At 39.6% G+C, this 11,567-nt stretch carries 12 protein-coding genes; 6 read left to right on the top strand and 6 right to left on the bottom strand.

The window, feature by feature from the left end:
• Positions 1-568 precede the first annotated feature (568 nt).
• From NLX67_RS18675 to NLX67_RS18695, 6 genes are all read left to right on the top strand, one after another.
• A complete protein-coding gene (locus NLX67_RS18675) occupies positions 569-1,360 on the top strand; it encodes an IclR family transcriptional regulator (protein ID WP_254312932.1) in 792 nt (263 codons plus the stop codon).
• Positions 1,357-2,772, top strand: a complete 1,416-nt coding sequence (locus NLX67_RS18680; RefSeq protein WP_254312933.1) for a sodium:solute symporter family protein — start codon at positions 1,357-1,359, stop codon at positions 2,770-2,772. Before NLX67_RS18675 ends, NLX67_RS18680 begins: the two co-directional genes overlap by 4 nt.
• Positions 2,765-2,959: a hypothetical protein gene (locus tag NLX67_RS18685; protein ID WP_254312934.1), complete on the top strand. Its 195-nt coding sequence runs from the start codon at positions 2,765-2,767 to the stop codon at positions 2,957-2,959. Before NLX67_RS18680 ends, NLX67_RS18685 begins: the two co-directional genes overlap by 8 nt.
• A gap of 10 nt (positions 2,960-2,969) precedes the next feature.
• Positions 2,970-3,605 carry a pyroglutamyl-peptidase I gene (locus tag NLX67_RS18690; protein WP_254312936.1) on the top strand — a complete coding sequence of 212 codons (636 nt, stop codon included), beginning with the start codon at positions 2,970-2,972 and terminating at the stop codon, positions 3,603-3,605.
• A 662-nt stretch (positions 3,606-4,267) separates the two neighbouring features.
• On the top strand, positions 4,268-4,348 hold the full coding sequence (locus NLX67_RS23310; protein ID WP_375143419.1) for a putative holin-like toxin: 81 nt from the start codon (positions 4,268-4,270) through the stop codon (positions 4,346-4,348).
• 351 nt (positions 4,349-4,699) lie between these two features.
• On the top strand, positions 4,700-4,930 hold the full coding sequence (locus NLX67_RS18695; protein ID WP_254312937.1) for a transposase: 231 nt from the start codon (positions 4,700-4,702) through the stop codon (positions 4,928-4,930).
• A gap of 412 nt (positions 4,931-5,342) precedes the next feature.
• On the opposite strand, the gene NLX67_RS18700 is transcribed toward NLX67_RS18695, so the two are convergent.
• The 6 genes from NLX67_RS18700 to nikB form a co-directional block, all read right to left on the bottom strand.
• Complete coding sequence (locus tag NLX67_RS18700) at positions 5,343-5,843, bottom strand: substrate-binding domain-containing protein (protein WP_254312939.1); 501 nt, start codon at positions 5,841-5,843, stop codon at positions 5,343-5,345.
• 628 nt (positions 5,844-6,471) lie between these two features.
• Positions 6,472-7,809: an MATE family efflux transporter gene (locus NLX67_RS18705; RefSeq protein ID WP_254312940.1), complete on the bottom strand. Its 1,338-nt coding sequence runs from the start codon at positions 7,807-7,809 to the stop codon at positions 6,472-6,474.
• A gap of 125 nt (positions 7,810-7,934) precedes the next feature.
• A complete protein-coding gene (locus NLX67_RS18710; RefSeq protein WP_254312941.1) occupies positions 7,935-8,696 on the bottom strand; it encodes an ABC transporter ATP-binding protein in 762 nt (253 codons plus the stop codon).
• Positions 8,689-9,744, bottom strand: a complete 1,056-nt coding sequence (locus NLX67_RS18715; protein ID WP_254312942.1) for an ABC transporter ATP-binding protein — start codon at positions 9,742-9,744, stop codon at positions 8,689-8,691. The genes NLX67_RS18710 and NLX67_RS18715 overlap by 8 nt, the downstream gene beginning before the upstream one ends.
• Before the next feature lie 21 nt (positions 9,745-9,765).
• Entirely contained in the window at positions 9,766-10,557 is a 792-nt protein-coding gene (gene nikC, locus NLX67_RS18720; protein ID WP_254312989.1) for a nickel transporter permease, read from the bottom strand.
• Positions 10,558-10,622: 65 nt separating this feature from the next.
• Positions 10,623-11,564, bottom strand: coding sequence for a nickel ABC transporter permease (gene nikB / locus NLX67_RS18725; protein WP_254312990.1), 942 nt, complete (start codon positions 11,562-11,564; stop codon positions 10,623-10,625).
• Between the last annotated feature and the right edge of the window lie 3 nt (positions 11,565-11,567).

Raw genomic sequence — 11,567 nt, forward strand, 5'->3', positions numbered from 1 at the left:
AGCCGTCAGCCCATAACGCTGCTTTTTAAAGGGAATTCTTCTACGATAATAAACAGCAAATGTAAAAAATTTATTTCAAATTATATAGAATTAAGTACCTCATCTCTTTTTTTTGCTCAATTGGAGCACCTCAAAAAGTGTACTTTTTGTCTACCTTAAATAAGCCGTTTATATTTTAAACTAGGTTTAAATAAAAATAACAGATGAACGGAAGAAAGACAGGTGAACAAAATTTCTTTTGCATTTGAGGTCTGGATTTAAGTCAATAATTTGGACACAGAACTATAATAACTCCAAATATCTATCTGTTTTAGGTCAAATGTACTTATCCTAATTGTCTTTTCAAACTATCCAGATAAGCACAAAACACCTATTGACCGATATTTATTAGTTGCGATGAAAAATGAGATTTGCTAAAGAAACGGATCATAGATTGTCAGATTTTCTGACACTATTTTTTAAATATTAGTTTGAAACTTCTGAAATTTAGTAATATAATAAATTTCACAATCCCATATAATAGGATTTTATCCCAAATATCGGGATAAAAATGGTGAGGTGCTTGAAAATGGATCATTTAAATAAGACAGTATTGAAAAGTTTGGAAATACTTCAATATTTTAAGTTGAAACCACAACTTACATTTAAAGAGTTGGAAGAGCTTTCAAATTTACCTAAAAGTACATTACATAGAATTCTATTAACATTGGAAAGTCAGCGATTTTTAAAAAGAGGAGAAGACTCTAAATCTACATTTGAATTAGGACTTGAGTTATTAGAACTGGGAAATTTAGTATCCAGCAATTTAAAAATAAGAAAGATAGCACTTCCGATTATGGAAAAACTGAGAGATAGAGTAAATGAAGCAGTAAATCTCGTTATAAGAGAAAAAAATGAAGCTGTCTACATTGAAAAAGTCGATACTTCACAGCCGGTCAGAGTATATACACAAGTAGGGCGAAGAGCTCCGCTTTATGCCGGAGCATGCCCGAGAGTGTTACTGTCTTTTATGGAGGAAAATGAAATCAATGAATACCTGTCGAATATTGATTTAACAAAAATCGGAAAGGGTACGATTGTAGACAAAAAGAAGCTGGCTAAAGAAATAGAAAGATCCAGATGTTTGGGCTATACCGTCAGTTACGGTGAACTGGAAACAGAATCGGCAGCGGTTGGTGTCCCGATAAGAGATTACACAGGTCAAGTAATAGGTGGATTGAGTATTGCGGGTCCCCTCAATAGGTTTCATTCAAAAAATATTGATTTTTTTGTACAAGAAGCTAAACAAAAAGCAAAAGAGATTTCAGCTCAAATGGGCTTTAACATAAAAGAAACTGATTTTAGGAGGGAAACGAAGTGAGAACTGACGTAGCAATTGTTGTTGGAATTTATTTTTTAGTATTAATATGCTGGGGTCTGTATAATTTTGTGAAAAGTAACAGACAGGAAGTTTCATTGGAAAGTCAGTACATTGGGGATCGTTCATATGGAACAGGCCCTCTGCTGGCTACTTTAGTTGCTTCATGGGCGAGCAACTATACATTGCTAGCGGCTGCGGAAAGCGGATTTCTCAATGGAATATCGGGGCCAATTTGGTACTCCTTAGGTGTAGCGCTGCCAATTATTTTCTTTGTTTGGCCGGTAGATATTGTAAAAAAAATTCGTGAAGCAATGCCAAACGGCGTAACGATCGTTGAATATGTCGGAAAGCGTTATGATGAAAAATCAAGAATTGCTTCTTTAATTATTGTTTTAATTTCAAATGTTTTATATCTAATTTCTGTTGTCATGGCTGTTGGAATTGTGTTGTCATCATTATTAAACATCGATTTAGCTACTGCTACGATCATAGGCGGAGCTGTTCTTGTCGTTTATACCGCCTTAGGTGGATTCGAAGCGGTTATCTGGACACATGTGTATCAATTAGTACTGGCAGGGCTATCGATCATTGTCGCTCTCTTCTTAACTATTGACAATGTCGGTCTCACCCAATTTGTAGAGAGGATTCCGTCAGAAAAATTAAATGTTTTTGCTTGGGGACCTGTATCAATGGTAGACTTTTTCCTTGTATTAACAGCAATGACCATTGCATCACCAGTTATTTGGCAACGGATATTCTCTGCGAAAGACAGCCGTTCAGCATCTAAAGCAATCTGGTGGTTTGGGCCTGTATGGGCTCCATTTGCTGTAGGCGCGGGGATTATTGGCATGGCGGCCTCTATATTGATGCCGGATATCGATCCAAGCCAGTCGGCCACCCTGTTTGTAATGGAATTATTTCCTGACTGGGCAGCAATTTTATTTTTGTTAGGGGGTTTGGCCCTTGTTTTTTCTTCGGGAGATGCGACAGTTAACAACATCGCGTCCATTGTGCAGTTTGACATTATTAAAAAAGTCATCAAAACACCTTTAACAAAAAAACAAAACTTATATGTCAGCTTTGCATTGCAAATTATTCTCGGCATCATCAGCATTTGGGGTGCTTTAGGCTTTACAAGTATACTGGGTCTGCTCGTTATTAACAGTGCAGTTAACATCGCCTTAATTTTACCATTATATCTCGGTCTTGTCTGGAAGGGTGCAAATTCCAACGGTGCTTTCTGGTCCATGATTTTAAGTATTGGATTGGGCGGGGCGTTGTTAATTCTGAATTTAGGACCTATAGCAAACTTGACTTCACTGGTTATTTCGATCGTCGTTATTATTACCGTATCTTATGCGTCAAAAGGAAAAAATGTCGAAAGTGAATTGGAGGGGGATCATAGTGCCTAAAGTTGTAAAAGGAACGATTTTTGCTGTTTTCATTTATTGTGCCATTTATTTTTTAGCGAGTTTAAACCCAAATATTGTATGGGAAATACCAGGGAGTATCATTTACCTCTTATTTATTTATGGGATAGTTGGTTGTTTTGGGATGGTTTTTGTTTTACCTTTAGTAATTCTAAAAAATAAAAAATGAGGTGTATGCATTGAAAATTTTGGTTTCTGGTTTTGAACCTTTTGGTGAAATGAGTATAAACCCTACACAGGAGATAGTGGAGAAAATATCAGAAATTCCGTTTAATGGAGCTCAAATAAAATCCGTGCTGCTCCCTGTTAATTATGATGAATGTGCCGAGAAAATCATAAAATATATAATTGAAGAAAAACCAGATGTTGTTATTTCTTGCGGTCTTTATGCTGGGAGAACGGCTATTACTCCCGAAAGAATAGGGATTAATATGAAAGATATTATGGCAGAAGATCCAATCCCCGACAACCAGGGAAACAAGCCGCTTGATGAACAGATTGATTCAGAGGGACCCGATGGCCTTTTTTCAACACTGCCCAATAGAAAAATCATGAATAATTTGCTGAAAGAAAATATTCCTTCCTTCATTTCAAATACAGCAGGGACGTATATTTGCAACAATACTCTTTATGGAGTACTAAATTATGTTCAAAAAAATAATTTGAATATCAAAGTAGGCTTTATTCACTTTCCAGCCTCGTCTGAAATGGCTATTGGCAAGCCGGCAATGCCATCCATGCCAATAGATGTAATGATTAAATCGCTGAGAATCACTGTTGAAACGTGTATTGAGGAATTTTCTTCACCCAAATAGATATTATTGAAAAATTGCGGCCTTTCATGTTAAATCTAGGGGGCCGCAATTTCTGTTGTCTTGTTTTATTGTAATAGTGTAACTTTTTACATAACAAATTAACGCTCCCTTGCACATCTTTATTTGAGAAGTACAGCAAGAATAATATAGAAAGCAGAAGAGGTAGCTTCCGAATTAGCTAATCCTTCATTTGCGAGCAATTCTAAAAAGATAGGGACGTAAATAATGTAGCAGGATAGGGCGTTATTTTCTGTGTACGTACTAATGAACGTAGAGAATAAATAACAGCAGCAAGGTTATAACCTAATTCTCTGCAAGACGTTCTTCACGCAGTTCAGCCATAAAAATCAATCCTTTTAATTGATCAAATATAGTCAAACTTTGCGTAAAAGACGATTGTTACGCAAAGTACGGGTAGGGGTATGTTTAAAATAAAAGATGTGGTCATAATACTTTATGATTAAAGTAATCCTAAGTATCAAATCTGGACTGATAATTTTCGGGGCCGACCATGCTATTTGTTTGCAAAAGACCCTGTTGTAACTTACCCGTTCCCTGTTTATTCTAGTGCGCAAGGAATATACTAATATGGTATAATAATAGCATCAACTGCATACAGGATGGGCGGCGGCACTCCCTAAGAAAGGGGGTGTTTGCCTATGATGACAACGTTTGAAACGCTTCAATTAATGCTTTCCTTTGGAGCCTTGATCGTTATTATCATGCAAGAAAAGAAAAAATAACCCATCCTGTGCATAGAGTTCACGGCTCTTTTGCTTGGGTTATTTTTTCGACCTATTCATTTGCCGTCGACATTCTAATTGCGGTTGTAAGCGGGGATGTTAGCAGCATCCCTGTTTTTTAGTATATGTCCATTATAAAAGAAAAATTCACTCGTTGCAAACTAATACGCACTCCGTGTTTTTTTCTGCATTAACTATTCTTAAAATTGATATTTTACGCATAGTTAAGATAGTCTTATTTACTCCCTCTTTCTCTATCCTTTTAGCAGCATTACATTTTAATCTTACGGCCTGATCCAACTTGTATTATTGTGTAAAAATACAAGCACTAGCTGGTTTGGGAGGATTGAAATGAAAAACCACAAACGAGTAAACGGCAAGCTGCTGCAAACGAGGAAAAAATGGTCACATCTCAAAGTATCTCAAAAAGAATGGATTTCAGGTTTGCTAAGAGAACAATTTGTTTCTTTTCTAAAACAAATTCAAAATCCTCCGGGCAAACTGTCTGTAGAGCAAATTCTTGCAGACGTTATGGTATATATTGAGGAAAAAGAAATTTGGGTTTCTGAAAACGAAGTCTGAAAATACTTTCAAGGCAAAAAAATCAGATGGCAAACCTAATATATGAAGCTGGCTGAATGAGCCCGAATACATATTTCCCCTCCCTTTCACTCAACAGTTTAAATCACTTTGATTAGATGGATTACCAGCGTATTTAAAGAGAAGAAAAAATATAGAGAAATCACTTTTTATATCGCAATTCTTACACATTAAATTCCCCAACAAATTGGCATCGATTCAATGAAAAAATTTTTCCGAAATTGATATTTGGCGCAAAGTTCAAAAGAGTGTATTCATTTTTTAAATGGCCTGCCACTCCGTTCCTATTTCCCTTTTAAACAAAAATAAAAAAAAGCAGGTTGTTAAAAAAGTCTCAACAACTTGAAGTACTCCTTTTTTTATTGAAAAATTCATGCTTTTACTTAGATTAGGCTCATTTGTTTATGTTTTTTTGAACAGATCCTCTTTCAATTAATGTTGGCTCGAGCAGTATCCGAGTTAGCAGTTCAAGGGGGTGTAAAAGCTGGTCAAATGAATAATTCACCATCTCTATGATCGGCTGCTCAATCGTCGTTAATCTGGAATCCGCTATTTTGGCATAAATGGTGTTGTCAAATCCGATAACCGATAAGTCGCCTGGAACTTTTATGTCAGCACTTCTTGCTTCATTGATTAAAACAATGGCAATCAAATCGGTTACCGCAAATATGGCTGTTGGCTTTTTCGGAAGACTGAACAGCTTTTTAGCCGCTTCCTTTGCTTCAGAAACCATGCAGCGTGTATCATGCTCCAACAGGATATCTGCTTCTGACAATGCCTGCTGAAAGCCAACAAGACGGGAACGGCCGGACTGGCGCTGCTTTTCATATATAATCGCTACTTCGTGATTTAATATAAAGCATACAATAAATTTAACAAGTGGCAGTCCTAACATGTGAACCTCCAATAACTAGCAAAGCGGTTAGCTCAAAAAGTTAGATACGAATATTAAGGAGTTTTTCGGACATGAATTCCGTATTAAACGAACTTACACTTATTAATTTTATCTTGATTCGTTTGTGATTGTAATACGTAGTATAGTTTTCTACTTTCATTCGGGAAGTTTCTTAATTTAATTGTTTTCTGTCAGTCATTTTATACATCCAATCGAACTGTGCTGTACGGATTTAAAATAGTTGATAAACTGGCAATGTTTTTAGACATTTTCTCGAAAATTCATTTATAAGTATTTTCAAATGTTAATTATGAGTCAAGAAAAGAAGAATGCCGTTCTATGCAATAAAAGATTTTTTTCGAGAAAAAAGAAGAGCGGACTAATCCCTTCTTCGTGTTATTTATATTTCCAATCTAATCACTTTGCGACGAATACTTGTAATAGCTAACGGAATTGAAAACAGAACGGATTACTTTCCCTAAAAATTTTCGTTATTTTTCTCTTTTCTAATCTGTTATAAAAATGTTTAGCTCTTAATTTAAAATAAATTTTGCTTTAAAATGTACTTTTATAAAGGACTTAAATTAATATTCAGGATTGAAGGAAAACAGTGATTCTATCTTGAGTTTTAGATGGATTTAAGATTTTCATGTTCTATACTTTTCTTTGGAAAAAGCGTCCGGTTTAATTTCGGAAGATAAAGAGCTAAAAACACAGAACGTCCCAGGCTAAATAAAATGAAAGCGAGCCATAATCCATGATTATGATAGGAAGGTACAAAAATAAACTGGGCAATCAGGTAAAGCACTAAAGCCAAAATCATTGAGTTTCGAATAGAAGCTGTTTCCGTTGCACCTGTAAACACACCATAGAGAATAAGGCCGAGACCAGCTGATAATGGAAATAGAATAAGCCACATTTGATAAGTATGAGCTAATTCAATGACACTTGGCATTGGAGTGAATAACAGCAATATATAATCACTCCATAGATAGTAGCACCCTGCTATAAACAGAGCCGAGAAAGCCGCCCACTGACACGATAGCATAACAGTTTTCTTATACAATGATTCATCTCTTGAACCGATCGCTTTTCCGACCAAAATACTGGAAGAATTCGAAAATCCATCGAAAAAGTAAGCCATAATAAAATGGATCTGAAGAAGGACCGCATTTGCGGCTAAAACTTCTGTTCCAAAGGAAGTTCCTTTTGCTGTAAATAAATTAAACACTGTTAAGAGGCAAAGCGTTCTGATAAACAAATCCCGGTTGATCCTCATCATTTTCTTTAATGAAGCAGGATCAGCGATTCTTTTTAAAGGAGGCATCTTCCACTTAAAAGGAGACACTTTCCAGGCAATGATAAACCCAGCTGCACAGGCTATTACTTCCGAGAGCAGGGTTGCTACAGCTATTCCAGCTGTTCCCCAATCGAATACGTTAACAAACAACAATGTAAGAATGATATTTGTAAGGTTCATGAACAGTTGCAGCAGCAAAGAAGCTTTAATCATTGACATGCCGATTAGCCAGCCAAGGATCACATAACTCAGCAACGTAAATGGGGCCCCCCATATTCGAATGCTGAAATATTCAGATGCAACGGTGCGAACATCATCGTCTGGGTTTATTAATTGCAAAGACAGATGCTCAATGGGTCCTTGAAGAAAAATAAAGCTTGTTCCGATAAGAATAGCGATGAAAAATGGCCGTGCAAGAGCCAGAACCCCTTGAATATCACTGTTTGCCCCCCGCGCCTGGGCAGCAAAGCCTGATGTGCTGACGCGCAAAAATCCAAATAGCCAGTACATCGTATTGAAAATAATGGTCCCTATCGCTACTCCCCCAATATAAGCAGGATTAGGCAAGTGCCCGGCAACGGCTGTATCGACAGCCCCCAGCAATGGAGTTGTCAGAGTTGAGATCGTGAGCGGGATAGCTAAAGCAAGATAGGATCGATGATTCAATACAGTTTCTCTCCTTCTCCTAAAAACCTGTTCCCACTATTAAAGGAATTTTTTAATAAAAGTTCTTATTAACCATGAACGATCGATTCCATATAAAGTGGCGTTGATTACAGGAAATTCCTTTGTTATTCTAAAGCAGCTTCTATAAGCTCCTTCGTGTATGAATGGCGTTCTTCTGAAAAGAGGTCTTTTGTTGAAAATAAGTCAACCAGCCTTCCTTCTTTTAAAACCGCTATTCGTTCACTCATATATTGTACGGTGGCTATATCATGTGAAATAAACAAATAGGATATATTGATTTCATTTTTCAAGTCCTTCAGCAAATTTAAAATTTGTGCCTGGATGGATACATCCAGGCTGGAGGTTGGCTCGTCCAAAATAAGCAAGCTCGGCTGAAGGCTTATTCCCCTTGCAATAGCGACTCTCTGCCGCTGACCTCCACTGAGCTGGTGAGGATGCCGGTCAAGCAAACCTGAATGAAGACCCGTCTTTTCAAAGAGGATTTCGGCCATCTTGCGCTTTTCTTTTCTTGCTCCTTTTAAAAAAGATGGCGTTACTTCTGGATAATTTTCAAGAGGCTCTATAACAGACTTCCAAACAGGCAGCTTGGGGTTTAACGACGCAGACGGGTCCTGAAACACTACCTGTACATGACGCCTTGCTTTCCTAAGATTACGGCCCTTTAGCTGGGTAAAATCAACGTTATGCAGCATGATTTGTCCGGAATCAAATCGATCCAGTGCTAAAATCAGCTTCGCCATTGTGCTTTTTCCACTCCCGCTTTCTCCAATCAAGCCAAGGCATTCCCCTTGCTCTATATGAAAAGAGATATCGGCCAAAACAGTGTTTGACTGATAGGACTTAGAAACGTTTTTCACTTCAAGCATCTGTCTCCTCCATCTCCCTTTCTGCAGCATGGCAAGCCGTCCAGTGGAAACTCCCTGCAGTCAGCATCCCAGGCACGGTGCCGCATTGTTCAAATGACTGCGGGCATCTAGGGGCAAATGAACATCCTTCTTTGGCAATAAGGCCCGGTTCTCCTGGTATCGCAGCAAATTTCTCTGGGGCTGTATGGCGCAAAACAGGCCGAGCCTGCAACAGTAGCTTTGTATAGGGGTGCCTTGGGTTTTCCTTGACGCTCCTTGTCAGCCCCTTTTCGACGATCTGCCCTCCATACATAACAGCCATCGAATCCGTTCTTTTTAATACATGCTTTAAATCATGAGAAATCAGGAGAACAGCACAATGAAGATCTTTCTGGAGCTCGGCGAGAAGGTCCAGCACCTTTTCACCCGTCAAAACATCAAGAGCAGTGGTTGGTTCATCTGCAATAATCAAGGCTGGCTTAAACATTAAAGCAGCTGCAAGCGAGGCTCTTTGAAGCTGACCTCCGCTAAGCTGGTGAGGATAGCTTGAGAAAATCCGTTCCGCTGGCAGCTTTACACGTTCAAGCCATATAAGGGCTTGTTTCTTCGCTTCCGGCTTGCTGATTTTGTCATGGCTGCGAAGCGCCTCGACCAGCTGCCTGCCAATCTTGAGAAAAGGGGTAAAACTGCCCTGGTAATTCTGAAAAATATAAGCAATCTTTTTCCCTCGGAGACGGCCCATTTCTTTTTCAGGCAAATTAACAAGGTCTTGGCCCTGAAGCAATATTTGCCCTTTTGACACCCTTAAAGCTTTAGGAAGCAGGCCCAAGATAGCAGACGCTGTCAGGCTTTTTCCGCTCCCGCTCTCACCGGCAAGACCCACCATTTCGCCTGGCCGAATGCTAAAGTTCACCTTTTTAACCAGTCTCTTTTCTTCGCTCCCTTTGCCTCCATAAGAGGAAACAGAGAGATCTTTTATTTCCAGTACAGGAGAAACGCGAAAAAAAGCATCTTTCTCGCTGTCTTTTTCTGTTGCTATTTCTTTAGCAGGCGTCATAACGGCTTCCATCTTATCCCTCCTGTTTCTTTGCTAGCTGTTTTTTACATCAAGCTTGTCCCGCAGTCCCTCTCCAATTAAATTGCAGGATAATACAACAATAAAGATCGCCATTCCGGGGTAAATCATCAATTCAGGAACGGTTTGAAAATAAGCTCTTCCATCATTTAGCATCGCTCCCCACTCCGGTGCAGGAGGCTGGGCGCCCAAGCCTAGATAAGATAAAGAAGAAATGATTAAAATGACTTTGCCGACATCCAGCGTGGCAAGGACAAGAACCGGGGAAATGATTTGCGGAAGCAAATGCCTCGTAATCACCTTCCATGCCGGACACCCTCCGACTTTGGCAGCCAATACGTATTCTTTTTCTCGTTCTGACAAAACGATGCCCCTGACAACACGGGTGTAGCTGACCCATTTTACCAGCATAACGGAAATCATTAAATTGATTAAGCTGGGGCCTAGAAAGCCCGCAATCGCAATCGCTAAAATAAACTCAGGCAATGCCATTAGGCCGTCTGCTATCCTCATCACAAATGAATCAAAACGACCGCCAATATAGCCTGAAAGCAAGCCAATGGGGATGCCGATTAAAATCACAGTTGCGATAACCAATGCCGTAATGCCGAGTGTTACCCTAGAACCAACAACAACCCTTGAAAAAATGCATCTTCCCATATGATCTGTCCCGAAAGGATATGTTAAGCTCGGGGGAGCAAGCCGCTCCGCCATATTTGCTGATAAAGGATCGTTCGGTACAAGAAACGGTCCAATAATGGTCATTATTAAAATAACGGCAAGAAGAAATATGCCCAAAAGAGTCATCGGTTTGCTGCTTTTTAAGTGCCAGCGCAAAGAAAAAGGATTTTTTTGTAAAGCAGGAGAGATTTTCAAACGCTTTTCTCCTTTCCTTGTTTAATACGCGGATCAATGAAATAGTAGGATAAATCCACGAGCAGGTTCATCACTACGACGAGTACACCTGTTAGCAAGACATAGCCTTGAATAACAGGATAATCACGGCTGAAAATGGCTTCAACCGCCATGCTTCCCAGTCCCGGCCATGAAAACAAAATTTCAATCACCACTGCTCCCCCCAGCAGGCTTCCCAGGCTTAAACCAAAAACCGTAATCACAGGAAGGAGGGCCGCCCTGAATGCATGCAGCCAAAGAAGCCTCCATTCCTTTACACCTCTTGCCCTTCCCGCCTGAATATAATCCTGAGAAAGGCTTTCAATAAGTCCTGCACGAAGAAGCCTGGCATAGACAGCTGCCAGTGAAAACCCCAGTGTAATAGAAGGAAGAACCATTTGAGAAAAAGAACCCATTCCTGTTGAAGGAAGGAGCTGGAGCTTAAAAGCAAAAACGTAAATGAGCATCAATCCAAGCCAAAAACTTGGAATTGATGCTCCTACAAGGGCAAAAATCCGTCCGATTTGGTCCGGCCATTTCCCTGGATAACGGGCAGAGAGAATGCCTAGAGGAACGGATAGGCACACCATGACCAGGAGTGCTCCGAATGTAAGCTGAATGGTAATCGGCAAGCGTGCTGCTATTTCATTCCATACAGGCTTTCCGCTCATATAGGACGTGCCGAGATCCAGCTGCACGACTCCTGTCATCCACTGAACATACTGGACATAGATGGGCTGGTCAAACCCAAGGCTGCTGCGCAGCTTAGCCTGGTCAGCATCTGTAACGATCATCTCATCCGCATTTAAAATAGCGAGCACCGGGTCACCGGGCGCCATTTTCATTAGCCCAAAAGTAAAAATGGACAAGAAAAGAACGACCAGCACCAATTGCAAAAGCCTTTTTCGAATCAAGGACAGCAC

The sequence above is a fragment of the Domibacillus sp. A3M-37 genome, assembly GCF_024213455.1.
GTDB lineage: Bacteria > Bacillota > Bacilli > Bacillales > Domibacillaceae > Domibacillus > Domibacillus tundrae.